This window comes from Methylobacterium sp. ME121 (genome assembly GCF_000974725.1).
Lineage (GTDB): Bacteria > Pseudomonadota > Alphaproteobacteria > Rhizobiales > Beijerinckiaceae > Methylobacterium > Methylobacterium radiotolerans.
Genome location: NZ_BBUX01000001.1, coordinates 1 through 24,604, shown reverse-complemented (window position 1 = coordinate 24,604; position 24,604 = coordinate 1). Strand labels below are relative to the sequence as shown.

Annotated in this window: 24 protein-coding genes and 1 pseudogene; 12 read left to right on the top strand and 13 right to left on the bottom strand. The window is 69.1% G+C overall.

The window, feature by feature from the left end:
* Positions 1 to 21: 21 nt before the first annotated feature.
* The 6 genes from ME121_RS00125 to ME121_RS00100 form a co-directional block, all read right to left on the bottom strand.
* Positions 22 to 291 carry a DUF6894 family protein gene (locus ME121_RS00125; RefSeq protein WP_202130604.1) on the bottom strand — a complete coding sequence of 90 codons (270 nt, stop codon included), beginning with the start codon at positions 289 to 291 and terminating at the stop codon, positions 22 to 24.
* A 114-nt stretch (positions 292 to 405) separates the two neighbouring features.
* The gene (locus tag ME121_RS00120) at positions 406 to 1,149 is read right to left on the bottom strand and encodes a Crp/Fnr family transcriptional regulator (RefSeq protein ID WP_059407767.1); all 744 of its coding nucleotides are present in this window, start codon (positions 1,147 to 1,149) and stop codon (positions 406 to 408) included.
* A 117-nt stretch (positions 1,150 to 1,266) separates the two neighbouring features.
* A complete protein-coding gene (locus ME121_RS00115; RefSeq protein ID WP_059407765.1) occupies positions 1,267 to 2,271 on the bottom strand; it encodes an HWE histidine kinase domain-containing protein in 1,005 nt (334 codons plus the stop codon).
* A gap of 182 nt (positions 2,272 to 2,453) precedes the next feature.
* Positions 2,454 to 3,368: a manganese catalase family protein gene (locus ME121_RS00110; RefSeq protein ID WP_059407763.1), complete on the bottom strand. Its 915-nt coding sequence runs from the start codon at positions 3,366 to 3,368 to the stop codon at positions 2,454 to 2,456.
* A gap of 62 nt (positions 3,369 to 3,430) precedes the next feature.
* Positions 3,431 to 4,591 (bottom strand): MFS transporter, encoded by a 1,161-nt coding sequence (locus ME121_RS00105; protein WP_059407760.1) that lies wholly within the window; start codon positions 4,589 to 4,591, stop codon positions 3,431 to 3,433.
* A 60-nt stretch (positions 4,592 to 4,651) separates the two neighbouring features.
* Positions 4,652 to 5,860 carry an MFS transporter gene (locus tag ME121_RS00100; protein ID WP_059407757.1) on the bottom strand — a complete coding sequence of 403 codons (1,209 nt, stop codon included), beginning with the start codon at positions 5,858 to 5,860 and terminating at the stop codon, positions 4,652 to 4,654.
* A 120-nt stretch (positions 5,861 to 5,980) separates the two neighbouring features.
* Between ME121_RS00100 and ME121_RS00095 the strand changes: the two genes are divergently transcribed.
* Genes ME121_RS00095 through ME121_RS00080 form a run of 4 tightly spaced genes read left to right on the top strand, consistent with a single transcriptional unit; the run spans position 5,981 to position 9,447 of the window.
* Entirely contained in the window at positions 5,981 to 7,177 is a 1,197-nt protein-coding gene (locus ME121_RS00095) for a glycosyltransferase family 2 protein (protein WP_059407756.1), read from the top strand.
* Between the two features lie 10 nt (positions 7,178 to 7,187).
* A complete protein-coding gene (locus ME121_RS00090) occupies positions 7,188 to 7,679 on the top strand; it encodes a DNA polymerase ligase N-terminal domain-containing protein (RefSeq protein ID WP_070998505.1) in 492 nt (163 codons plus the stop codon).
* Between the two features lie 14 nt (positions 7,680 to 7,693).
* Positions 7,694 to 8,836 (top strand): acyl-CoA dehydrogenase family protein, encoded by a 1,143-nt coding sequence (locus ME121_RS00085; protein WP_059407752.1) that lies wholly within the window; start codon positions 7,694 to 7,696, stop codon positions 8,834 to 8,836.
* The gene (locus tag ME121_RS00080) at positions 8,833 to 9,447 is read left to right on the top strand and encodes a class I SAM-dependent DNA methyltransferase (protein WP_059407750.1); all 615 of its coding nucleotides are present in this window, start codon (positions 8,833 to 8,835) and stop codon (positions 9,445 to 9,447) included. Before ME121_RS00085 ends, ME121_RS00080 begins: the two co-directional genes overlap by 4 nt.
* A gap of 113 nt (positions 9,448 to 9,560) precedes the next feature.
* Here ME121_RS00080 and ME121_RS00075 read toward each other — a convergent pair whose 3' ends face one another.
* Positions 9,561 to 10,409 carry a hypothetical protein gene (locus ME121_RS00075; RefSeq protein ID WP_059407748.1) on the bottom strand — a complete coding sequence of 283 codons (849 nt, stop codon included), beginning with the start codon at positions 10,407 to 10,409 and terminating at the stop codon, positions 9,561 to 9,563.
* A 529-nt stretch (positions 10,410 to 10,938) separates the two neighbouring features.
* Here ME121_RS00075 and ME121_RS00070 point away from each other — a divergent pair.
* The gene (locus tag ME121_RS00070; protein WP_059407746.1) at positions 10,939 to 11,547 is read left to right on the top strand and encodes a recombinase family protein; all 609 of its coding nucleotides are present in this window, start codon (positions 10,939 to 10,941) and stop codon (positions 11,545 to 11,547) included.
* A gap of 81 nt (positions 11,548 to 11,628) precedes the next feature.
* Here the strand turns inward: ME121_RS00070 and ME121_RS00065 are convergent, their stop codons facing one another.
* The gene (locus ME121_RS00065) at positions 11,629 to 12,741 is read right to left on the bottom strand and encodes a DUF4062 domain-containing protein (RefSeq protein WP_059407745.1); all 1,113 of its coding nucleotides are present in this window, start codon (positions 12,739 to 12,741) and stop codon (positions 11,629 to 11,631) included.
* Between the two features lie 113 nt (positions 12,742 to 12,854).
* Between ME121_RS00065 and ME121_RS00060 the strand changes: the two genes are divergently transcribed.
* From ME121_RS00060 to ME121_RS00035, 6 genes are all read left to right on the top strand, one after another.
* Positions 12,855 to 13,229, top strand: coding sequence for a MarR family winged helix-turn-helix transcriptional regulator (locus tag ME121_RS00060; protein WP_059407742.1), 375 nt, complete (start codon positions 12,855 to 12,857; stop codon positions 13,227 to 13,229).
* 1 nt (position 13,230) lies between these two features.
* Positions 13,231 to 14,277, top strand: a complete 1,047-nt coding sequence (locus ME121_RS00055; RefSeq protein WP_059407737.1) for a protein kinase domain-containing protein — start codon at positions 13,231 to 13,233, stop codon at positions 14,275 to 14,277.
* Between the two features lie 152 nt (positions 14,278 to 14,429).
* On the top strand, positions 14,430 to 15,869 hold the full coding sequence (locus ME121_RS00050) for a tetratricopeptide repeat protein (RefSeq protein WP_059407735.1): 1,440 nt from the start codon (positions 14,430 to 14,432) through the stop codon (positions 15,867 to 15,869).
* An 864-nt stretch (positions 15,870 to 16,733) separates the two neighbouring features.
* A complete protein-coding gene (locus tag ME121_RS00045) occupies positions 16,734 to 18,773 on the top strand; it encodes a hypothetical protein (RefSeq protein ID WP_059407734.1) in 2,040 nt (679 codons plus the stop codon).
* A 147-nt stretch (positions 18,774 to 18,920) separates the two neighbouring features.
* Positions 18,921 to 19,871, top strand: a complete 951-nt coding sequence (locus ME121_RS00040) for a hypothetical protein (RefSeq protein WP_059407733.1) — start codon at positions 18,921 to 18,923, stop codon at positions 19,869 to 19,871.
* A gap of 247 nt (positions 19,872 to 20,118) precedes the next feature.
* Positions 20,119 to 20,418 (top strand): hypothetical protein, encoded by a 300-nt coding sequence (locus tag ME121_RS00035; RefSeq protein WP_059407730.1) that lies wholly within the window; start codon positions 20,119 to 20,121, stop codon positions 20,416 to 20,418.
* Positions 20,419 to 20,545: 127 nt separating this feature from the next.
* Here ME121_RS00035 and ME121_RS00030 read toward each other — a convergent pair whose 3' ends face one another.
* The 5 genes and pseudogenes from ME121_RS00030 to ME121_RS00010 form a co-directional block, all read right to left on the bottom strand.
* Positions 20,546 to 20,947, bottom strand: coding sequence for a DUF6634 family protein (locus ME121_RS00030; RefSeq protein WP_059407728.1), 402 nt, complete (start codon positions 20,945 to 20,947; stop codon positions 20,546 to 20,548).
* Positions 20,948 to 20,998: 51 nt separating this feature from the next.
* Complete coding sequence (locus tag ME121_RS00025; protein ID WP_245295895.1) at positions 20,999 to 21,496, bottom strand: hypothetical protein; 498 nt, start codon at positions 21,494 to 21,496, stop codon at positions 20,999 to 21,001.
* 48 nt (positions 21,497 to 21,544) lie between these two features.
* Positions 21,545 to 21,688 (bottom strand): annotated as a pseudogene (locus ME121_RS32935) (hypothetical protein); the annotation flags it as partial.
* On the bottom strand, positions 21,681 to 22,382 hold the full coding sequence (locus ME121_RS00015) for a hypothetical protein (protein WP_059407727.1): 702 nt from the start codon (positions 22,380 to 22,382) through the stop codon (positions 21,681 to 21,683). The pseudogene ME121_RS32935 and the gene ME121_RS00015, both read right to left, overlap by 8 nt.
* A gap of 10 nt (positions 22,383 to 22,392) precedes the next feature.
* Positions 22,393 to 23,976 carry an AAA family ATPase gene (locus ME121_RS00010; protein ID WP_059407724.1) on the bottom strand — a complete coding sequence of 528 codons (1,584 nt, stop codon included), beginning with the start codon at positions 23,974 to 23,976 and terminating at the stop codon, positions 22,393 to 22,395.
* 262 nt (positions 23,977 to 24,238) lie between these two features.
* On the opposite strand from ME121_RS00010, the gene ME121_RS00005 reads away from it, so the two are divergent.
* The coding region (locus ME121_RS00005; protein ID WP_491892811.1) for a hypothetical protein at positions 24,239 to 24,604 on the top strand (366 nt) is incomplete at its 3' end.

Below are 24,604 nucleotides of genomic sequence, written 5' to 3'. Positions count from 1 at the left end.
CGGCGTTCCGGCCGATCCGGCCTACGAACCCGCGCTCTGGACCTGCCATTCGCCGGTCAGGGCGAGCGTGGCGGAGTAGACGACCGATCCGTCCGCGTCGCGCACGCTGACCGCGAAGATGCGCCGGTCACCGTCCGGGAGCTTGTCGCGCGCCATGTCGGGGAGGACGCCTATCGCGGCGCGGCGTGCGGACTCCGCGTCCGGCAAGTCGATGCCTTCGTCGTCCGAAATCGCGTCATCGCCGTCGCAGGTATCGAAATAGTATCGAGGCACCGAACGCTCCGCGCTCATCCAGGCGGGAGCACGGCGCGTCTCTCAGCCGCCCACGCCCGGTCATCCGGTGAGCGATGCCCAATGCTGCCCCGCCTCACCAGACGACACAACAACTTGGATTGCGTCCGTGATTCAGGCCGTCGGGCGGCTGGCGAGATGCAGGTAGGCGGGATTGAAGCTGGCCGCCGCCACGAGCCGCGGCCAGTCCGGGATCTCCAGCCGCTTGCCCCTGAGCTCGATCAACCCATCGCGCCTAAGCTCGCGCAACGTGCGGTTCACGTGGACGCTGGTCAGGCCGGTCGCATCGGCGAGGTCGACTTGCGTGACCGGCATCGGGCAGCGGCCGTCCCGGGCCAAGCCGACCGCGACCTGTTTCAAGTACAGCTCGCAGAACAGGTGCGCGAGCCGCTGATAGGCCGGTCGGCGCCCGACGTTGGCCACCCACTCGCGGAAGATGGCGGCGTCCACCAGGGTGTCGCGCCAGAACGGGGCGTTGAGTTCGGGGATGCGCAGCAGGAGCTCGCGCAGCGCCTCGTGCGGCACGGAGAGGGCCGTGACCCTGGTGAGCGCGCCCAAGTTGTGGTCCATGACCGAGAGGTGCAGGCCCTGAAGGTCCGGCATGTCGCCGGCCACGTGGAACGCGGAGATCTGGCGCTTGCCTTCGTCAAGTACCTTGTAGCGCTGCACCCAGCCCTCGACGATCAGCCAGCATCGGGTGGGTCGGTCACCCTCGCCCACAAGGTCCTGGCCTGCCGCGAACACCCGCGGCGACGCCGGCAGGTGCAGGATGGCTTGCTCGTCTCGGTCGGAGAGGCGGGTGAGGCTTCCGAGCTTTTTCAGCAGTGGCGACAGCGGGTGCTCGGACGCGGTAAACATCGGAGTCGCTCCACCGACGAAAACCCGTCGTGGTCGAAAATTAGCATGGATTAGCAGCGATGGAGAACAAATCGTTTTTCGTCGAACGCCCATCACAGTCGAGTTCGCGCAGGACCGCTAGACGTGTTCGAGCGGGACGCGGACGTTGACCCGCAAGCCATCGGCATCGAAAGCCACATCGACCTGAGCCGCCGTCTGCGCGACCAAGATCTTGTTGAGGAGGCGCGAGCCGAATCCCTCGCGGGTTGGCAGCGTGGGAGGAGGACCGTCGTGCTCGTCCCAGGTCCAGGACAGACACGGCCGCGTCTCGCCTTCCTCGACGGTCCACGTCACCGAGACCCGGCCGTCCGGGTGCGCCAGCGCCCCGTGGCGAAGCGCGTTCGTGGTTAGCTCGTGCAAGGCCATGCTGACCGGCACGGCTAGTTCGGAGGGGAGCCGCACCCGCGGTCCACGCAGCATTATGCGGCCGTTCTCGTTGTAGGGGTCGAGCTCGGCCCGGAGCAGCCCTTCGAACGATGCAACCTGCCCCTGGTCCTCGGTGATCAGCGCGTGCGTCCTTGCGAGCGAGACAATCCGACCGGTGAAGGCGCGGGTGAACTCCGGCATCGTGAGTGACGAGCGCACGGTCGCGTTCAGGACGGCCTGGACCGTGGCCAGCGTGTTCTTCACCCGATGGTGGAGCTCACGCACCATCAGCGCCTGCCGGTCCTCGTAGGCGCGGCGCTCGGTGACGTCGCGCTGGGCCGAGACCCAGTGGGTGATGTGGCCGTCGGCGTTCTTGACCGGCGTGATCAGCCACTCGACCCAGTATGCTGATCCATCCTTGCGGTAATTGAGCGTTTCGCCCTGGAAGGCTTCTCCGGCCGACAGCGCGGCGCGCGTCCGGTCGAGCGTGGCGCGGTCGGTCCCCGACCCCTGCAGGAAGCGCGGACTGCGTCCGGTAACCTCGTGCGTGGCGTATCCGCTGAGGCGGGTGAAGGCGGGATTGGCATAGAGGATGCTCGGGCCAGGCTCGTCGAGGTCGGCAGAGGTGATGAGGATGGCCTCGCCGGCCGCCTCGACCGCAGCCTTGAGAAGCCGCAGGTCGACTTGGTCCGGTCCGTTTTCATCTCGACGCGACACCCGACCCCCCTGGACGCCGTGTTGGCACGGCGAACCTGCGTCCAGGACGGCTGTGCCTCCGGGAACCTCAACGGAGGCACAACCGTGGATGGCGCCCTAAGGTGCCCTCGCGGCGTTTGTGTCACGGGGAAAACTTCGGCCGGGTGCCGACCAGGTTCACGCCGGCACCGAGCGGGATGACCTCAGCGGCCCTTCTTGTAGAGCTTGCTGGCGATCTCGAAGATCTCCTCCGGCGCGTAGTCCGGCGCGAACGCCCCGTAGTTGCCGTCGAGCTCCGGGATCTTGCCGCCCTCGGGCGCGCCGTCAACGACTTCGAGGTTGCCGGGCGGGTCGCCGGGTAGCGCCACCTCGTCGTTCGACCAGACGCCGGCCGCTTCCTTGTAGTCCGACTCACTGAAGGTGTAGAGGCGCCGGTGCTTGCCCTCATCGAGGTACTTCTGACACTCGGGGATGCGCGAAAGGTCGATGTTGGGGGTCGGCAGCATCTGCTCGATGGCCACGCCGGTGAGCTTCTTCAGCGCCAGGGCGTAGGCGTGGGCGTGCAGCGAGCCGCGCACCAGCAGGTAGCCGCAGACCTCGCGACCGGTCGGTTCGGTCATGGTTTCGTAGACCCGCAGCTTGTGGATGCGCGCGCCGCATTCCAGGTGGAAGTTGTGCAATAGGTCGATGATCAGGTTCCCGGTGGTCGTGACCATGTCCATGTTCCAGGACGCGGCGTTCGAGTTCATCGGCATGGCGCCGCCGCCGTTCGATAGGAAGCTGCCGGCGAGCCGGATGTCCTGCATCTCGGCGAACGGCGCCTTGGAGATGTCGACGTCCTTCTTGGGGTTGCCCGGACCGTTGTTCAGCATCGCGATGCCGGTCGAGACGAGCTCGACGTGACCGATCTCCTCGGCGAAGATGCTCGACACCAGGCTGTAGAAGGGGCGCAGCTTCTCCTTGTTGCGAAAGTTGAAGCTCTGGAACATGTAGTTTCCGAGCGTCGACATCTCGCCGTACTTGCCGCCGAGCAGCTCCTGCAGGGCGGCGGCGGCGTTCGGCTCGGGCTTCTTGGGCTCCGGCAACTCCGTCAGGAGCTTGTCGATCTTCATGAACATGGCACGGGTCTCCGGCCGCGCAGGGATGCGCACCCGGACAGCTAGCGCCCGGATCGCGTTCGTCAGGCCTCCGGGTGCCCAGGGATCGCGCCATCCAATCCCGCCGCGAGCGGCAGCGCCAGCGCGCACAGCGCGGCCATGCCCCAGAACGCTCCGGCGCCGAACGCGCCGTAGAGGAGGCCGCCCGCCGCGGTTAGGACCGCCGAGGCTACGCCCAGGCCCAACGTGCCGTAGAGCGTCTGCGCGCTGGCCGAGAGGCGCTCCGGCACGACCCTGGCGATAAGTTGCATGGCGGCGAGGTGCAGAAGCGCGAAGGTGAACCCGTGCAGCGGCTGGATGGCCGCGAGCACCGGCACCGCGGCCGTCGAGGCCATGGCCGCCCAGCGCACCACGCCGAGGCCGGCGGCCAGCATCGCGACCCGGGCCGTCCCAAGGCGCGCCAGCAGCCAGGGGCCGGCAAGCACGAAGACGAGGACCTCGGACGTGACCGCCTCGGACCAGAGCAGGCTGATCGCGCTCGGGCCGATCCCGGCCTCGCGCCAGCGGATCACCGCGAAGCCGTCGTTCAGGGCGTGGCTGCCGATCACGAGCGCCGCCACCACGAGCATCCGCCGGAACGGCTTGAGGGCCAAGAGCTCGCCGAGGCCGCCGAGGCCGAGGCTCGGCAGCCCGACCCGCGCCGGGGCGGGTGGGACGCGAGCCGTCGCGACGGCCATGACGAGGAACAGGAGGCCGCTTGACACGATGATGCTCGCCAAGCCGGCCCGGGCGACGAGCAGGCCCGAGACCAGGGTCCCGAGCACGAAGGCCGCCGAGCCCGCGCCCCGGACCCAGCCGTACGAGAAGGTGCCCTCCCGCTCCGCGGCGCCGAGCGCGAGCGCGTCGGCGAGCGGCGCCAGGGCGGCGATGGCGCTGGCGTGCAGCACGCTCACTCCCAACAGCGGCCAGAAGCCGTACCCGACGAGGTAGGCGAAGGCGATCAGCCCTGAGGCGGCGGCCGCGACGCCGAGCACGGCCCGCATGGCGTCGTAGCGGTCGGCGAGGTACCCGGCCACTGGGCCCGCGGCGAGGCGCATCAGCGTACCCGCCGCGAGCGCGACGCCGATCTCACCGGAGGTCAGGCCGCGCTCGCCGAGGAAGCTCGGCAGGAACGGGGACTCGGTGCCGTAGGCAGCGTAGAGCGAGCCCTGCAGCAGCACGAAGGCCGGGAAGGAGCCCGTCATAACGCGCGCCCACGACCTCGTCGCTCCGGTCCGCGCATCCATGCCGCCAGATCCCAGCCGTCACGCCGGCTCGGCGGACGCCCGGCCAGTCTGACCTGCCGGACCGTGCATGCCCAGCGCGCGGCGACCGACCATCCACACCGCCAAGCCGGCGGCGGCGACGGCGGCCAGGACGACGAACGATGCCGCGAAGCCGAGGTATTGGGCGACGACGCCGGCCAGCAACGGGCTTACCGTCGCGCCCGCGCCGTAGGCGGTCATGACGCCGCCGAGCCCGGCATTGGCGTGGCCGGTGCCGTCCATGATCTCGGCCACGAGCGCCGGGATGGCGACGCCGCCCAGCCCCATCGCCAGGCCTTCGAGGACCTGGACTGGGATGACCAGCCACCAGGATGTCGCGAACGCGGCTAGCAGGCCGCGGACCACGACCAGCCCGAGGGCGAGGGAGAGCACGCCGGCGTGCCCACGCCCCTGCGCAGCCCGCGCGGCCAGCAGCGCCGCGCCGACCATCGTGGCCTGGGACACGACGGTCATCACGCCGGTGGTCAGGCTCGGGTCGGCGCCCGAGGCTGTGCGCGCCTGCGCGAGGAACGGCAGCATGGCGCCGTTCGCGGTCTGGTAGGCGAACACGGCGGCCGCCAGGAGCAGGAGCGGCTTAGTCCCGAACAGGACGCGCAGCGTCGAGCGCTCGTCCTGTTCGCCGCCGCGCGCCGTGCCGTGGTCGATGCAGCCCTTGTCGATGCCGAGCAGGACGCCGCACGAGGCGACCGCCATGACCACGATGGCGATGGACACGTAGCCGAGCCCGAGCGCGTAGCCGAGCACGCCGGAGAGGGCGGCGTTGGCGGCGTTGCCGGCGTGGTTGAACGCCTCGTTGCGGGAGACCTGATGACCGTAGGCTTGTTGCCCGACGATGCCAAGCGTCACGGCCGCGACCAAGGGCGCGATGCTGGTGTCGGCGACACCGATGACCAACTGCGACAGACCGATGAGCCAGAGGCTGTCCGTCGCGACCAGGGCGACCGCCCCCGCGGCGATGCCCAGCACCGCCATGGCCAGGGCGGCACGCTTGTACGTCGTACGGTCGATCAGCGCGCCGACCGGCGTCGTCGCCAATAGGCCGGCGAGCCCGGCAAGGCCCATGGCGAAGCCGGTCGCGGCCGGGTCGAAGCCGCGCTGCTGCAGGTAAACGCCCAGGAAGGGCCCGAAGCCTTCGCGCGCACCGGCCAGGGCGAAGTTGAGGGCGAGAAGGCTCGTGACTGGTTGCATCTGCTGCCCTGGACCGCGGTCGTATTGGTCGCACTGAACCCCAGGAAAGGAGTCGCCTGTCCCAGGTTAGCTTTGCGGGTCGCCAGCAAGCCTGACGCGGCCGCCGGAGACCGTCGTGACATGGAGACTGGGAACGCTTTCGGGAGCCAGGACCCGACGCCCGCGCTCAGGTGCGTGGTCGCCATCCCGGTCCGGAACGAGGCCGAGCGGATCGCCGCGTGCCTGGAGGCGCTGGCCGCCCAGCGAGGCATCGGGGCAAGCGCGCTGGGCGTGGTGCTGTTCCTCAACAACTGCACCGACGAGACGGCACACGTGGTCGCAGGCCTGCTGCCTTCGCTGCGCATTCCCGTCCGTATGATCGAGCGCGAGTATGCGGAAGCGAACGCCGGATGGGCCCGGCGTGAGGCGATGGAGGCAGCGGCCGACTGGTTGGACGAGGGCGAGCCCTTCGACGGCCTGATCCTCACCACGGACGCGGACAGCCGGGTGCCGACTGACTGGGTCGCCCGCAACCTCGCCGCGGTCGCGGCTGGGGTCGATGCGGTGGCCGGCCGGATCGCCCTCGACGAGGCCGACGCGGCGCGCCTGCCCGCCGCCCTGCACGCGCGAGGTCGCCTCGAAGGCGGCTACGAGACGCGGCTGATCGAGATCGAGGCCCTCATCGACCCGCTGCCGCACGATCCCTGGCCGCGGCACTGGACCACCTCCGGGGCGACGCTCGCGGTCCGGCTCGAAACCTACCGACAGGTCGGGGGCATGCCGCCGCTGGCGGTCGGCGAGGACAAGGCCTTCGTGTCTTCGCTCCTGTCGAGCGACGCGCGGGTGCGTCACGACCCGGACATCCTCGTCGTCACCTCGGGCCGCCTCGACGGCCGGGCGCCCGGCGGCGCGGCGGACACGATGAAGCTCCGCTGCGAGGTGCCGGAGAGCCCCTGCGACCCGCGCCTGGAGCCGCTGCCCCGGGCCGTGTTCCGGTATGCCTGGCGTCGACGGCTCCGGCGGCTCCAAGCGACCGGGCGGCTGGCCCGCACCCCGTTCTGGGCGCCGTGGCTCGGCATCCGCGCCGAAGATGCGCGGATCATCGCCGGCTTGCCCACGCTCGGCGCCATCCTCGCCGCGGTCGAGGCCGCGAGCCCTCGGCTCGGTTATCGCCCGCTTCGCCCGCGGGAACTCGCGAGGCACACGCGCCTCGCGAACGCGGTCTCCTGCCTGCTGCGCGGCGCTCGACGCCTCGGCCATTCGGTCCGATCAACGGGGGCAAGGACCGCCGCGGGCGACCTGGGCGTGACGTCCTTCGAGCGGACCGGCGATGCCTGAGGGCGGTGCCTTGATCTACCGCGTGCAGAAGCACGCCGCCCGCCGGCTGCACTACGACTTCCGGCTGGAGCTCGGCGGCGTCCTGAAGAGCTGGGCGGTCACGCGCGGCCCGAGCCTCGTCGCGGGCGAGCGCCGCCTGGCCGTCCAGGTCGAGGACCATGGCCTGGACTACGCCGATTACGAGGGGGTGATCGCGCCGGGCAACTATGGTGCCGGCGTCGTGCTGCTGTGGGACCAAGGCACCTGGGCACCGGACGGCGATCCCGAGACGGCACTCGCGTCCGGATCCCTCGCCTTCGCGCTGCACGGCGAGAAGTTGACCGGCCGCTGGCGTCTCACGCGGATGAAACCTCGGCCCCGCGAGCGGCATGTTTCCTGGCTGCTGGTCAAGTCGCGCGACGCGGCCGCCCGCGGACCTGACGACCCGGACATTCTGGTGGAGCGACCGCGTTCGGTCGTGACCGGACGCACGGTCGAGGAGATCGCCGCCGCGGCGGCCTGACGGGAGGAAGGCGGATGGACCTGAGGATCCCGATTAACCTGGCCTACGACGCGGTCGCGGCCGCTAGGCAGGTGGCGACGGCGGCCGCGGCACGCGCGGACGGGCAGGACCGCGACGACGGCTTCCCGGCTGAGGACGTCGCCGACCTCGCTCGCCTCGGCCTGCTCACCGCGCCCATTCCCTCCGATGAAGGTGGCCTCGGCCTAGGCGAGGAACCGGACATGGCCGAGTTCGCGACGGTGCTGCGGCTCGTGGGGTACGGCAGCCTCGCGCTCGGCCGAATCTACGAGGGGCACGTCAACGCGCTCCAGCTCGTCGCCCGGTATGGTACGCCCACGCAGCGCGCGCGCCTGTTCGCGGATGTGCGGGACGGACATCTGTTCGGGGTCTGGAACACCGACCCGCCCGGCGACTGCCTGAAGCTCGGGGACGATCGCCGGCTCCGCGGCGTGAAGACCTTCGCGTCGGGCGCCGGCTTCGTCACCCGCGCCCTGGTGACGGTCAAGCACGAGCCGGGCGCCTCGCCTTTGATGCTGGTCGTGCCGCTGGAGCCCGGCAGCCGCGCCGACCTCACTGGCTGGCGCGCGCACGGCATGCGCGCCTCCGCGACCGGCACCGTGGACTTCGAGGATATAGTCGTCACCGAGGAGGAGATCCTGGGCGGTTGGGACGACTACCATCGCCAGCCGGTCTTCTCGGGCGGCGCGTGGCGGTTCGCGGCGGTGCAGCTCGGCGGCATCGAGGCGGTGTTCGACGCGTGGCGTGGGCATCTCGCCGCGACCGGCCGCGGCGGCGACCCGCACCAGCTCGCCCGCCTCGGCGAAGGCGCCATCGCACTGGAGGGCGCACGGGGATGGGTCGAGCGTGCCGCCTGTCTTGTCGCCGAGGACGAATTCGCGCCTGACCGCATCGTCGCCTTCGTCAACCTCGCGAGACTGGCGGTGGAGAAGGCCGGCCTCGACGTGCTGCAGCTCGCCCAGCGGTCGGTCGGCCTTCAGGGCTTCATGCGCGAGCATCCCCTGGAGCGGCTGTCCCGCGACCTCGCCACCTACCTGCGCCAGCCCGCACCGGACCGGGCGCTCGCCACCGCGGCGGCCGAGATCCTCGGGGCCGGGGGCATCGCCGGCGACCTGTTCGAATTGAGGTCAACGCGATGAGCCGGCACGCCCATTCCCTGCCGTCGAGCTACTTCGACGAACGCTACGCCGCAGATCCGGATCCTTGGCAGTTCGAGACCAGCGACTACGAGCGAGCCAAGTACGCGGCGACCCTCGATGCCCTGCCGCGGGACCGTTACTCCTCTGCCCTGGAGGTCGGCTGCTCCATCGGCGTGCTGACCGAGGCCCTCGCCCGACGCTGCGATGCCCTCGTCAGCCTTGACCTGGCCGAACGCGCTCTGGCGCGGGCCCGCGAACGGTGCAGGGACCTGTCGCACGTACGATTCGAGCTCACGCAGGTGCCCGGCCAATGGCCGGAGGGCGCGTTCGACCTGATCCTGCTTTCGGAGGTCGTGTACTACCTCGACGCAGGCGACGTGGCGCGCTTGGCCAAGCGCGTCCATGGCTGCCTCCGGCCGGGCGGGGACGTGGTGCTGGTTCACTGGACCGGGGAGACCCACTATCCGCTGACTGGCGACGAGGCGGCGGATCGCTTCATCGAAGAGACACGGGCCTTCCTGCGCGTCTTCGGGCAGAACAGGACGGACGAGTACCGGCTCGACGTGCTAGTCCACGGCACGAAACCTGAGGGAGATGGACCGTCGGGGTAGTGGGCGCCGCATAGCGTTACCCGGTATTTGTTACACGTTCGCGCCGCGACGGAGTGTGGTCTGACCGCTGCCAGACAAGCGCGCATTGCAGTCTACGGCAGGCCTCCTTGCTTTCAGCCGGGATGCGGACCCATTCGACGGCGGTCGTGCTCCATCGCGAACACGTGGGCGTAGAGGTTGGCCATCCATCCACGCCCCTCGACCGTCAGGTCCAGGAAGCGGGTCGCATCGCCGATTACCGGCTCGACCTTCGCCCAGAAAAAGACCGGGTAGCGCTCAGCCAGGTCGGCCGGGCTGTCGTAACCCAGTTGGCGGTCGAGCCCGACCTCGGCGAACTCGTGGAAGAGCGCGTTCAGCTTGCGCGGGTAGAGCGGGTCGCCCAACTGCCCGATCAGGTCGGCGGCCCGCATCAGGCCTGCCTCCGTGCCGGTCTCTCGGTGCTCGTCGTCCTGCGGGACCGGGAAGCGGGTCAGCTCGATGGCGCGTATCACCCGTCCCGCATCGACGAGGTCGTGCGTGCCGAAGCGTTCCTTCACCACCAGCTTCGAGCGCTCGATGTGGTGGGGCGCCAGCGCCGCGTCCGAGGCGCCGCGCGGCAGGCTCACGGTCGTGCCCTGGGCGTCGATGACGAAGGCGTCCGCCCGGTCGCCCGAGCAGACGCCGCGCACGTATCCGATGTCATGGTAGAGGGCGGCCACGATCATGTGCAGCCAGTCCTCGGGCGTGACGCCCCGCTGGAGGAAGCGGCCGCGCAGGATGTCCTGGGCGACGAGGGTGACGAGGGTCGTGTGGTCGCCGTCGTGGTAGAGGGCGTCGCTGCCGACGATGCGCTCGATCATGAGCCGCGCGGAGGCCTCGATGATCTCGGCGTACCGCGGCTCTCGGCTGCCGAAGGTGCGCTGGTACGTGAGCGCGAGGTGTTCGCCCAGGGCGTTAGCGACCACTTTCGTCATGTCGAACATGATCGGCACCTAGCGTCCGGGCGGAACGCCGACGTAGCTGGCCTCGCGCCCGCCGGCCATGGATGACCTATGCCTGCATCGGCCAACGGACACCCGCCCAGAGAACCCTAACCATTCAAACCTGCCACAGCGATTGAAGAGCGCCGCTCTCTTGTCCTCCAGAGGCGGCGAGACGCCAGACCGTGAGGGCCATCCCCGGGGTCGTCTTGCCTGTGCCAGGAATTCCGCAAACGACCACGAGCATGTGGCCTCAAGAGCCCTGTCACCTCCGCTTTCAAGGGCTACCGCGTCGGTCGTGAACGACTGCGACGGGGTTTCAGGAGGCCGTCTGCTTTCCCAGAAAACCTCCTCTGAAGCAGCCATTCCGCTTACGGCCACTACCGGTCAGAACGCCTGTCCGTAACGGGATCGTCCAACAGACGCCTGGGATCCGCCGCCGGTGATACGGGCCTCCCGAGCGGGTGACCGTCTCACAAGACCCGTACGCTGATCCTTTCAGTGGCGGGGGGCCAATCGTACACTTCTCGCCATGACGATTCTGATCGGCTATGCCCGATGCTCGACCGACCGGCAGGATCTGGCGGCCCAGCGCGCCGCCCTCGAAGGGCTCGGGGTCGCACCGGAACGGGTCTACACCGACCACGGGCTGACCGGCACGAACAGGGATCGCCCGGGCCTGGCGCAGGCGCTGGCCGCCACCCGGACAGGCGACACCCTCGTGGTCCCCAAGCTCGACCGGCTGGCCCGCTCGGTTCCGGACGCCCGTGCCATCGCCGACGCGCTCGCCGGGCGAGGGATCAAGCTGGCCTTGGGGGCGAGCGTCTACGATCCGGCCGATCCGTTGGGGAAGATGTTCTTCAACATCCTGGCCACCTTCGCCGAGTTCGAGAGCGACCTGATCCGCCTGCCCACCCGCGAGGGGATGGCGATCGCCAGATCCCGGGGAAAACTCAGGGGCAAGAAGCCCAAGCTCACCGAGAAGCAGCAGCGAGAGCTGCGCCGGATGAACGACACGGGAGAATACGCGATCGCCGACCTCGCCGAGCTGTTCTCCGTCTCGCGGCCCACCGTCTACCGAACCCTCGCACGGCAATCGGATGGGATCCCGCGATCCGGGATCCGATCGACGGCCCCGTAGCCTCCGGCGGCTCCGCTCATAGCGCGCACCGGATGTCACTGCGGGCCCAGGGAAGGGACCCTGCGGCCCCACACGCCGACGTCAGTTGGTGTTCGTCCGGTATTCCCGGCGGAGCAACGTCACGAGATCCTCAACTAGGTCGCGCTCGTCATGCTTGATGGCGGCCCGGGTACGCAGGGCCGGCGACAGGGTCACCGGACCCGGCTCCTTGTGGCCGAAACCGTGGCTGACGGAGCCTCTGTTCGCGTTCGCCTCGCTGCGGGTGCGCCAGATCATGTACTGGGCGTCGGCGATCGAGGCCGCCAGGACGACGTGCGTGAGACGCTGGGTCGGATCGATCCGGTCCAGGACCGCCACCGCGTAACGGAGGATCCGCGTCACCAGGTCGGTGACATCCTCCTCGATGACCGCCCCCATCATATCGTCCGAGCGCGGGAGCGGCAGCGTCAACAGCATGTGCCCCTGCGGCATCATCGTCACGGCGGCATCGCGCTCCTGACGGATCACGAGCGCACCGCCCTCGACGACATCCCCGATGCCCTTGCCTCGGTCGAGGATCTGGGTCCTGCCGAAGAGGCTCCACTGCAGCAGCTGCTCCGCCAGGTCGCGATCCTCGATCTGGCTCGGCCGCAGGATCGACTGCTCCGGGCCCATGACGACCGAGATGGACAGGCGTTTCTGGCCGGTCGAGTGGCTTCGGCTATCCTTAGGCAACATGCCAATCGCGCGATCGAGCATTGCTCCTTCGTCGACCGGCCCGGCGGCTTTGGACATCTCGTACTGGTGCACGGCCCGGACGATTTTGCCCCGCAGGTCGTCGGGCCCGCTGAACCCGCCGCGGAACAAACCGCCGCTCCAACCCTGAACCTCTGCCACGAAGGCGGCCTCGTCATCGTCCCGATCGACGCCTTCTTGGACAAAGGCGATCACGGGTCTGGTCTGGCGCGCCTCCCTGTATTCCTCATGCGTGGCCGAGAGGCCGGACTCCTGCTTCGCCCCGTAGGACTTGCCGAGGATCAGCACGACGAGGCCGGCGTGGCGGATTCCTTCGAGGCAGGCGACCTGCGGCGATGCCGGACGTGCGCCGAAATCCTCTGCCATAATGACCCCGTGGCCGAGATCGCCGATCGCGGAGCGGGCCGCGTCGCGGATCGGCTCCAGGCCGGAGATGAGTGAGCTGACAAAGATCTTCATAGGGTGACCGCCTCTGCGTGACGCCCGACGCCACGGGATCATGGACATCGCGCTTGTGTTCGTACTCGTTTTGGTGATATGCACCCAAAAATGGGTAAGAACAAGAGGTTGGTGTGGGCACGCCGTTTGAAGCCGACGATACGCAGCGACTGAGGGACCTGCGCGATGCCATCGCCGCCGCGGGTGACGAGCTGTCGCTGCCGCAGCTCCTGGCGCTACTGACGATCGCGGCGGAGCCGAACCTGTCGGTGAACGACCTGGCGGAGCGGATGGGCGTTCCGCAGCAATCGGCCAGCCGCTTCGTCGCCGTGCTGCTTGGGCGCTACCAGTCTGCATCCGGCGCCGGCCCCAAGGAGCCGCTGATCGACCAGGGCGTCTCCCTGACCGATCCGCGCAAGAGAGCGCTCACGCTGACACCCGCCGGCCGGGATCTCGTCACCAGGATGACGGGCCCCGGGCCTTCAACCCGCCACTCGAAGGGACACTGACATGTCGGCAGCCGACAAGCTCCTCGGCCTCGAACTGAAGAACGGGTGGAAGGTGACGAGGCACCTCCAGCGCGGTCCCGCCGCGACCGGCGGGATGTTCTCGCAGAGCTACATCGCGGAGAAGGGCGCCGCCGTCGGATTCCTGAAGGCGTTCGACTTCTCGCCGGCCCTTCAGCCGGACGTCGACATGGCGAACGAGATCCAGAAGCTCATCGCCTGCTACAACCACGAGCGCGCCATCCTCGATCATTGCCGCGGGCGCAGGCTTTCGAAGGTCGTGATCGCCCTCGACCACGGCGACGTCCAGGTGCCCGGCATGGGCCCCATGGAGGGACGCGTCTTCTACCTCATCTTCGAGATGGCCGAGGGCGACGTCCGGGTGCAGATGGACACCAGCACCGCGTGCGACGCCCTGTGGTGCATGCATGCGCTCAAGGACATCACGCTCGGCCTCTGGCAGGTCCACAAGGAGATGATCGCCCATCAGGACGGCAAGCCGTCGAACGTGCTCGCCTATCCGGGCCCCTCCTTCAAGGTCGCCGATTTCGGGCGGTCCTCGCGGAAGGGCCAGCCGGCCGCCCACGACGACTTCAAGATCGCCGGCGACCGCGGGTATGCCCCGCCCGAGCAGCTGTTCGGCTTCGTGCACCCCGAGTTCACCAACCGCCGGATCGGTTGCGATCTCTACATGCTGGGAAACCTCGCCGCCTTCCTGTTCTCCGGGGTCAACATCACGCCCCTCCTCCTTTCGAAGCTGGATCCGCAGCATCATCCCCGCGCCTGGGGCGGGACCTACGAGCAGGTCCTGCCATACGTGCGGAACGCCTTTTCCGCAGTCCTGGCGGATGTGAGCCCGCTCATCGACGAGCGCGTCCGCGCCGACGTGCTCGGCCTGGTGCGCGAGTTCTGCGACCCGGACCTCCAGCGCCGGGGGCATCCCGACCACCTCGGCCAGTCCACCCAGTTCTCGCTCGAACGGTACGTTTCGAGGATGGACTTGGCTGCGAAGCGGCTCAGCATCCTCATGCGTACCGGGAGGGCCGCATGACGCCGGAATCCCTCGCGACGCAACGTCGTCTCGTCCCACGGTGGAGGAGCCTTGCGCTCACCTTGCGCGCGCGCGAGCTCGGGCTAAGGGGGACCCCGAAGCCGGCGCCCCACCTCTCGCCCGAAATGGTGCAACGTCTCGAACGTTGGCGAATGTTTCCCAGCATCGTCTCCGCATCCGAGCTCGTCGAGATAGCGATCGTCGAATGCCGGGAGGGAGAGGCCCTCAACGCAGCGCGCCGGCTGATTGCCCCCGCCAGCACCGCCGCGCCGCTCGTCAGGGCCCAGGCGGCGGAACTCCTCCGCCGCAACGGCGAGGAGGTGCCCGACAAGCTGGTGCATGCGCGGCCGACCGACGCCACCGCGTGGCGGGACCTGACGAGGCTGCACCCGCACGACGCGCTGGCATGGGTCGAGCTGGCACTTCACCAGACGGTTGCCGGGCGGGACAAGCGGGCGGAGCGATCGATGCGTGTCGCCCTTCAGCTCTCACCCGACAACCGGCACGTGCTGCGTTCGGCGTCGCGGCTGTTCCTGCACATGGGGGACCCAGAGCGCGCGCACGACATCGTGCGAAGGAGTGCCGCGACCCGGGGGGACCCGTGGCTGCTCGCCGCGGAGATCGCCTTGGCCGAGCTTGCCGACCGGGATCCGACCTTCTTCAAGCAAGGCGTCCGCTTCGTCGATGACGGGGGAATGTTCCCCCACCAGATCACCGAGCTCGCGGGCGCGATCGGTACGGCCGACCTCCTCGGCGGTGGAGTGAAGCGATCCAGGCGCATGTTCCGCACGAGCATGGTCGACCCGACCGGCAGCTCGCTGGCGCAGGGTGAGTGGGCGACCCGGCACCTCGGCGTCGATCTCGTCCCGCACGAGCGACTGGACACGGTGTCGGAGGCTCACGAGGCCCAGGCCTTCCATCTCTATCGAAGGGCCCGCTTCGACGACGTCCCGTGCGCCTGCGAGGCTTGGTCCCGTGTCGATCCCTTCTCGCTCCGGCCCTACGAGTTCGGCGCGAGCACGGCCGCTTTCACGGAGGATTTCCCGAAGGCGGAGGAGCTGTCGGCCCGAGGCCTTCAACGCAACTCGGATTCGCCAATCCTGCTGAACGTCCGTGCCTTCGTCATGGCGTCCCAGAACCGTCTGGCCGAGGCCAGCAAGCTCCTGCGCCAGATCGACGCCAAAAAAGCGTCCCCTGCCTTCAGGCACCTGACCGGGGCGAACAACGGAATGGTGGCTTTCCGGTCCGGGGACCTGGCCAAGGGCCGTCAGCTCTACCTGGAGGCCGCGGAAGGTTTCCGAAAAGCACACATGCCCATGCCGAGCGCCCATGCTCGCGTCTTCCTGGCTCGGGAGGCGCACCTAGCCGGCGACCCGGATGCCCCGAAGCTCCTCCTTGAGGCACAAAAGGCCGTCGAGCGCCTTGGCTTTACGGAGGTGTCGTTCACCTTGGAGAAGGTGGAGACGCTGATGGGTATCGCGCCACTGAGCCCCCGCAAGCCGAACCCCGTGCCTCCTCGCCCCGAGCCTCTGCCAACGAAGCCTCGGGTCATCTCGTGGAGCACGCCAGGCTGGACCAGACCGGGATCGTGATCCGCGACCGAGCACAGCAGCGACCCGCTGGCGGCGGCGCCGGTGGATCTTGGTGGCGACGCAGCCCACTGGGGACCGAGCGACGTCCGAAGCTGCCAGACCGGCATCGGCCGTGGTAGCTCTTGGTAGGCCAAGGCTAGGGCTTAAATGGACGTTAATTTCGGAGACCAGAGGCGGATCCTTGCAAGCATACGCATCCGATCGCTGACGAACTCAGTCATCGACGCTCCGAATTTGGCCGACGCAGCGATTGTGTACCAGGGCGAGCCGACGACATTCCAAGATCGTCACCGCGGACGATCACTACGCGCAAGCATTTTCCGCCCGTACGTCGATCTGACCCACTTGACGGTGTAGCCGTCGGCCAAGTGGTCCGAAACCATCCTATTCCGAGGAATAGTGAGCGGTGAAGACCAGTTCGTTTTTGAACTCGGCAACAACCTGACGGGACATCTTCCTTACATATCGGCAGGAAACGTTGTGACCCGACTGCCCCCCCCGGGGGGAGGGGGTGCCCCGGGGGCAGGCTACCCTCGCGGAGGCAGGGGCACCCTCCGCCGACGGCGGCCGTCTACTCCACGCGCGCATGCCCTCGACCCTGTCTCCCCTGACAACGGGGGCGACCGTGCCGGGCGAGGCGTGTCCCGATCCAAGCCACGGCGCGCCCGTCATGCGAGGCGTCCGATTCGCGCGCGCGATGGCCCATGCGTGGGATGGGCGGCCCCCCGCCACGGTGCGCCTCTTAGGAGCGGGCAGGCTCGGTAGTCGGCCGCAGGATGCCCGGTTTGGAGTTGGCCAGCGACGCGCGTACCGTAGCTTCGTCGATGGGTGTGCTGCCCCATCGTCAACTCGATCCGACCCCAGATGATGACGCCCGACGCGCAGACCTCCACCACACCCTGCCAGGCCACCCGAGCCCACCTGCGGGCAGCCCATGTCGCATGGCTGCACCCCAAGGGGTCGATCGGGCGCGCCTGGGTCGGGACGAAGGTTGCCGACGACGACGGCGAGCGCTTCGAGGGCGAGACGCTCGACCCGGCCGATGCCGTCCTGAGGCAGCATGGCGCCGAGGACCGGTACAGCAGCCTCAACCGCTTCTGGGGTCGCCGGCGCACGGGTGAGTGCCTCAAGGCGGTCGGCTCGCTCGTTCTCGACTGGGACTACCAGAAGAACGAGAGCCAACCCTTCTATGGATGGGCGCCCGAGGCCGTGCGCGACCTCCTGATCGAGGCGATGGTCGCCGCCGGGATCCCGCTGCCCTCGATCTGGGTCGCCTCGGGATGCGGCCTGCAGGGGACGTGGGCATGCGACGGCGTGAAGGCTGCCGCGTGGGCGCGTGTGCGCGCAGTCTACGATGCCCTGCATGGGCCGGACCTCGCCACGAACGGCATGCCCAAGGTTCGGCGCAGGCACGCCGACCCCGAGCTCGATGCGATCGAGGCCAAGCGCCTGCCCATGTGGCGCCTGTTCCGCGACGCCGGTCTCGACCGCGTCTGCCGCGACAGCGCCCGCGTCGTGCGGCTCGTCGGGAGCATGAACGTGAAGAGCAGGACTATGGCCCGGCTCATCGCGCCCGCCGCATTTGCGGACGCGACGCGCTACTCGTTCCACGCCCTGGCCGACGCCATCCTGCCCGTGTCCCGGCGCGAGATCGAGGAGCGCCGAAGGGCCCGTGCCGAGGCCCAAACCGCCGCGGCCGCCAACGACAATCCGGCTCCTGCGCGTCCCCGTCGCCATGCCGGTCCGGCCGGTCGGTGGGTCGGGATCCTGCGCGACCTGTACGCGTGGCGGGACGGCATGGGCGGCCCGCCCCAGGGCAGGCGCGAGCTGTGGCTGTTCCTGACCGCGAACGCCACCGCGCACGTCCGGGGCGGACGGCGTGAGGATTGGGCCGCCGAGCTCGCGCCTCTCGCGGGCCTGACCGAGAAGGAGGCGCTCAGCGCCCTCGGGACGCTCGACCGGCGCCAGCGCCGCCACGAGGCTGGCGAGACCGACGAGTTCGAGGGTGTCGAGCAGTCCATCCTGTACAACCACAAGGCCGCGACGATCGTCGACCTTCTTGACATCCAGGTGGAGCAGGCGGAGCGTTTCGGTCTGCGCGCCCTGTTCCCCGGCGGCGGCAAGGCCATGACGCCGGCTGAGCGGCAAGCGGCACGCCGACGTCGCCTCGGGATCGAGAGCGCCTCGGATTCGGCCGATCAACGGCTCGCGATCGGCATGTACGCGATGGGGCAGCGAGCGGCCGGCATGAGCCTCGCCGAGATCTGCGCCTGCCACGACCTGGGCAAGGAGGCGGTCCTCTTCGCCATGCGCCTCGCCTCCGCCGATTACGGGCTCGACGGCGCGATCGATGCCGAGACCTTGAGGGCCGCCCGGGATGCCGAGGCTCTGGAGCGGTCCTCCATCGTGGCCGAGACGCAGTCCGAGGTCCTGGCTAACGCCACCGGGATCGATGAGGCTGTCGAGCCTGTCGGGTTCGCGTCACGCTATATTGTGGGCTCTGCCTCGCGTGAGGCCCGCCCCGCCTCACTGGCGCCCCTGCCGGCTCCCGGAGAGGTCGTGGTCCAGCGCTGGTCGGACTGGTTCGCCACCGTGACCACGGCCAGCGGGACGTGGGAGTGGCACAGGGATGCGGCATGGGACCTCGTCGGGGATCCCGGCTGCGTCGACCCCGCCGATGCGGTGCTTGCCCAGGCGGCTCTCCAGGACCTCTCCAGGCCCATCGTCGGGCCCGCCAGACGGTCTGCCCGGCGAGATGGCGCTCGGGGTCAGTGCCGCCTCGCGCCCCCTTCCAGGGCCGCCCCGCTGCCCCAGCTGGACCTTTCTCGCGAGGCCGAGGCTTACGCGGATGCCTCCGGGGGCTGGACTACGCCTCGCCGCTCCCTGGCGCTTGTGGCAGCCTAGGCGACGCGGTATTGTCGGGACGCCTGGGGTTCGGGCGAGATGCAGCACATCTCGAAGGCATCTCCGGATCGCCGGGGAGGCCTTCATCTATTTCGGGCCCCTGCGTGGCGCTGACCGGGACACGGGCCCCGTGGCAGCCTCCCCGGCATGGCACGCCGCAAGCAATCCTCCTCCGGCTTCAACCTCGACGGCTTCGATGGCGTCGACCTCGCGCTCGACCTCGGCGAGGCGATCGACCGCTGGAGGGATGAGTTCGTCCGAACGGTCGGCATGACCGACCCGAACCGGGGCATGGCCAAGTACAGGCGTGCCGCGGGCTGGGCAGTGGACGAGGTTGCCCGGCAGGCCGTCCTCAACATCCGCTACCGCTTCCACTCGACCATGAAGCGCAGGTCGCCGTGGACCGAATCCGCGGTCGCCTACAAGCGACTGAGCAAGGCGGAGCTGAACGCTCTGGAAAGGGGCGAGCGCAGCCCGGAGGACGTCTACGCCCACTTCTTCGTGAAGGCCAAGCAGTCGGTCTATTTGAAGTATCTCTTCGGCATGGAGCCGAACATCCGCCTTCCCGGCGACGTCGGGCTCGCGCGGAACCGGATCCTCATCCCGTGGTGGGACAACATCACGAAGACGCAGGGCGTCCGCCCCACGAAGGATGGCGGGGTGCCCCGGGCATTCCTGTCCCGGTTGGCGCGCGAGGTCTCGGCCGACCGTTCGCCGAAGCGCTCGGGCACGCAGGGGCGGTGGGGCGTCTACTACGGGGCCATCAAGATCCACGGGCAGGCCCATGAGGGCTACATCGCCCGGCCGCCCCGGGTGCCCGTGACCGAGCAGGACGTCCTCCATCGGGGGCACTCGGCGCTGGACCAGGTCATCCAGACCCGGGGCGGGGACCTGCGCCGGATCGGCCGGAAGCTCAAGGACGTCGACCACCCCAGGGTGCTGTTCCTTGCTGTCGACAAGGCCCTGTATAAGCCCATCTTGCAGAAGCCGTGGGACGAGGCCTGCTCCGATGCCGCCTCGCGCGTGCCCGAGATCATGAGCCAGCAGCTCAACGACAACCTGGCGCACATGATGAAGAAGGGCACCTACCTCCGCTGAGGCTGCCCGGCCGGGACCGACAGCCCCACGACATGGGGAACCCGGGCTATCCGAATACCGCGGTCGGGGGACGCTCGGGGCACAGGAGCGATCCCCGTGCCGCCAGCCCCTACGTCCGTCCCAGCCTCCCCCACATTCGTCAGCCAGCCCCAGCGCGGCAATCCCCGGGGGGATCCGCGCCCGGGCCACTGACCACGCCGTCCGGCGCTTCGCCGAGCGTGCCGTCGGGGTCATCGTCGACGAGGGCATGGACGACACCTCGGCGCTGGCCGAGCTCATTCGCCGCGGCGTGAACGTCCGCCGGGTCCGCCAGACCCTCTCGAAGCTCGGTGGCATCGGCGTCGGGAAGCGTGAACGGCTCCGCTCCACGATGGCGGGCGCCAAGGCTGGATGGATCCGGCAGTGCCCCAAGGAAGTCCGGCGCGAGGACGGCCGTATCGTCACGGCGTTCCATCCGCACCTCACGTCTGCGGGAATAGCCGGGCTTGCCGAGCACTTCTGCCGGGGCGCGCAGGCGACCCGCCAGCCCCTCATCCCGGGCGTCTGACCCATTAGAAAATCTGCGCCGGGGCGGCCCCGCGCCGCCCCCGCCGACCGATGCGGCAAAATGATACCGAAGCGTACTTCGCTTCCTTTGCCCTCGATGCCGCCAGCCTCCGCGAGGCCGCCAAGGGCTAGAAGCCCACGAACCCGTCGGGCGTGGTGACCCCGCCGTTGGGCAGGTCATGATGCTCCGGGGCAGGCTTGGGCTGGGCGTCCGGAGCCGCGGGCTCTGGGGGGATCCGGAGTGGATCCCCGATGACGTACCACCGCGACTCCGTTCGGATCCATCCCGGCCCCCTGGCGAGGATCGGGCTGGTCGTGACCGGACCCGGGGGCAGCAGGGGATGCCCGCTGACATAGCCGTGGAGGCACGGCAGGTCCGTGCCCGGGTACGTGGTCTCTACGTAGTCGGACAGGCACGGTGCCTCGGCGAGCGTTCGCGCGTCCGGAATCCACCCCGAGCTCAGCAAGTCGATGTCGCGGCTGGCATCCGCCCGCCGCCGGACGAGGTCACGAAGGGACAGGGGGCGCATGACGATCTCCTCGGCGCCATCATCGGATCGGTTCGTGAGAGGGACTAGCGGTCACCTCGTCGGGCAGGGGGGCGGCCCCTGACGCCGCCGGAAGAGGACCGAGTCGTGGAGCATCGCGCCGCTCGGTAGGATGAGCAGGTCGGTGTCCAGGCTCACTTCCGAGCCGCCGTTCGCGAAGCACGTGGCCGCCGTCACCCGCCCGTGTCGCAACCGGACAGCCTTGCAGTCGAGCCCGTCGATCCCCAGCCCCCGATCATCACCAACGACGATCGCGAAGACGTTCTCTCCGGCGCTCGGGCAGTACAGCCCGGGCGGCGGCAGGAGCCATGTCGTGTCGGCGGCCGCCGGGACGGCGAGGGCGGCCAGGGCAATGGCGAGGGCGACGGCACGCATGACAGGTTCTTCCGAACGGGGGGCGAGGCACCACGCCCGGCCGTCCTGATCGAACCAGGCGGCGGCCGCGGCGGTGAGGATGCTGTCGTCCGGGATGCGGAATCCCGGTTGGCCGAGACGATACGTGAAAGGGATGGCCCCGGCCGGCCGCGGCACGCCTGCGAGCGGGATCCCGCGGGCCCAGGCGTGGACGTCTCGGACCGCGGTCCCGAGGCAGCGAAGGCGGCTGGCCTCGCTCGCCCGGAACCTCACGCCGACGAGCGCAATTTCCGCGACGTGGTCGACGACTCGGCCGCCGTCGCGGACCGACCAACAGCGGCGGGTGAGGTTCCAGTAGACATCAGCCACCCTTCTTGTTCTTGGCCTTGGCCGCCTTGCGCTCCTGTTCGCGTACCTCGTGGCAGGAGTCGCAGAGGATGATGTGCCATCCCCCCGGGCGGTGAATGCCCGGCGCACCGCAATGCTCGCAGACGACGACGGACAGCGTCTCCAGAGCTGAACGGATCAACTCCAGCATTTCGGTATCGACGTTGTTCTTGCCGCTCATGTACCAGCGTAGGCTGGCGAACTTACTCTTGAGCTGCGTTGTCACGATGCCGTTCAGGACACCGTGAAACCGCATGGTAGATGCGCCGGCGCAGGCAAGCTCTTGCCATGGTACGCCAACTTCTACTGTGCCGGATGGAAATAGCTCTCCGTACTCCGCCCACATGCGGTCGCACATGTCGCCATGGTCCTCAGGGACCAGGCCGCCCCCCGGGAGGTACCTGTCTGAACGGATGGCCACGTATCGTTCAGCGATCTGCGTAACGACGTCCATGTGCCGCCGCGTGAAGGCATGAGGCGGCACATCCGAGTACGTCTGGCCGTCGTCCCCGGTGTCCCCCGGCATGGGCGGCTCCAGTCCCGTGCAGGACAGACGAATGAAGGTCTGGCCCTCCGGTGTGGGGTGCTGCACGATGCGCAGCGCGGGTTGGCTGCCGTATAGGAGTTCGAGGTAGCTGCGCAGCTCGCGCGCGGCCCGGCGGGCACGCATGTCCATGGCGGCCTCCTCAGTGCGCGAAGCGACGGTCTGAACGAAGCGCGACGAGATGCTCGACGGCGCGGCGGAGGGGACGGATCGAGCCGCCGCGCCAGGACGAGAGGCTGTCGAGCTCAGCTGCGTCTAGGTCGCCGAGCCACCTGCCGTCCCCCATCTCGGACCTCATCTTTTCGATAATGCCTCTGGCGACGATCGGGAGGTCCTGCCGCCGGGGGCCGGGGATCTCGACGACCGCGAAACGGTCGAGCAGGGGGCCCCGAAGGCTTGCAACGTCGTTGGCAGTGGCAACGAGCGACACACCGCTGATGTCGACGACCCCATCGACCCCAAGATCGAAGAAGCGGCGGCGGGCCGATAGTTCGCCCACGGCGACGATCGCCTCCCTGAGGGATCCATTGTGTCCACCCGTCGCTCCACTCTTGTCCAGTTCGTCGAGGATGACGATGCCATCGCCGGACTGGTTATCGACGAGGAGCTGCGTGAACAGGCTGAGCCGAGCCGTAGACCACTGCTTCGACGTTCCCGAGATCGAGGAGTCCGCGATCCCGGCGCATCCGTAGACGACCGTTGGCACGCCCAGGCCTTCGGCGATGTCCCGCGCAAGCTCGGTCTTTCCCGTTCCGGGCGCTCCGACGAGGAGCAGGTTCGGGACGGCTACGGTGTCCCGCCCAGCGAGCGTACCGAGAATGCGGGCGATCTGCGTCGCGAGCCATGGCCGCCGCGCCACGAGGTGCTCGCCCAGTACGGTGATGTCTGGCATGCGATGCAGCGGAAGGGCCTGGCCGACAAGTGCCCGCGCGGCGCCGGCCGGCTTCTTCGATTCGAGAGCTGTGGGCAGCACGACACGCGTGGGATGCCGCGCGTCCACGAACCCCGGGACAGGGCTGTCGTCCGGGATGACACGAGCATCCGCATACTTATCGTCAGGGGGATCGGCCGCACGGAGCAGCTCCTCCGGCGGGGCGGCCACGCTGGCGATCATCTCCAGGACGCGGCGGGCGGTCGATCGCGTCAGCTGCCAGGACGGGATTAGCTCAAGGTCGATCGGCGGGACGAGGTCGCGCTGGCAGAGCGCCACGCACTGAAGCATCGTGACGGCGATCTCGCGCACGGCGACGGGATCGCTTTGCGCCACGTGTGCGTAGCTGTGCAGTGTGTCGCTCAGCAGCGCGACGGCCCGGGCGGCCGCTTGAGGGTTAGCCAGCATGGCGCCGTAGAGCGTTGCACGGTCGGCGATCTCGCCGCACAGGTCCTCCAGCGCGATGTTCGGATTGAACTTTCCTTCCTGCAGCGCGAGGGCCTCGACTTCCTCGGCATAACGGGGGCACGGCTCGCTCCCGAGCAGCTCCAGGGCGTCCTTGAGCGCATCTGACAGCTGCTTGCCGATGGCCGAGTTCAGGAGGTCTGACGTCCAGCGTCGGGCATCCTCCGTCACTGTCCCGCCCGCCGGCATCGCTCCGGCGAACAGTTGCCCCAGCGTGGGGAATCCGTTCGACGCGTAGACGATGTCGCGCCGGAAATGCTCTTCACTTTCCTTGTAGGCAGCCTGCCGGGCAGCACGCCGGGCAAGGCGCTGGAAGTCGTCGGATGTCATGGGGAGGCTCGCTGGAAACGGAGGGCACGCGCAGACGGGCGCCGAGCAGGGCTCAGGCGGTGCGGGCTATCCGTTTTAAGCAGCGAGCGAGGGTCACGGGGGTCGTCCTTCCGGTGAGGCTCCACCATGCCTGGGGCGGCCCCGGTGCGCAATCGGAAGTCCCAGAGAAGGTTAGGTTTTCCCTGGGCGATGGGCGACCGCGCCGTCCCGTTCCGAATCGCTCAGAGTGCTATCCTGGCGATGCCGATGGCGGGAGCGGGTGATGGCGCACAAGTATTGGGAGCACAGGTCGGCTTGGGACTTCTACCGCATGCCGGAGGCCGCGCAGACGGCATTCCGCGAGGCGGTCCGCGATGCGCGCTGCGGCGACGAGAAGGCGGTCGAGGCGTTCGTCGAGGCCAGCGTCACCGACCTGATGCGGCCGGTCGTGACCCTTCACGACTTGGTCAGCGACGGGCTCGCCGAGCTGCCCGCCGACGCGCGCCCCGACGTCGAGCGGGTGCTCTTCGGGCAGTTCAACGGGCAGACGTCGCCCATCCGCCTCGTTCGCCAGGTCCTCGACCCGCGCCCGGCTGGACGGCCTGAACGACCGCCAGATCGCCGGGGCGGTCACGGTTGTCTTGGAGAG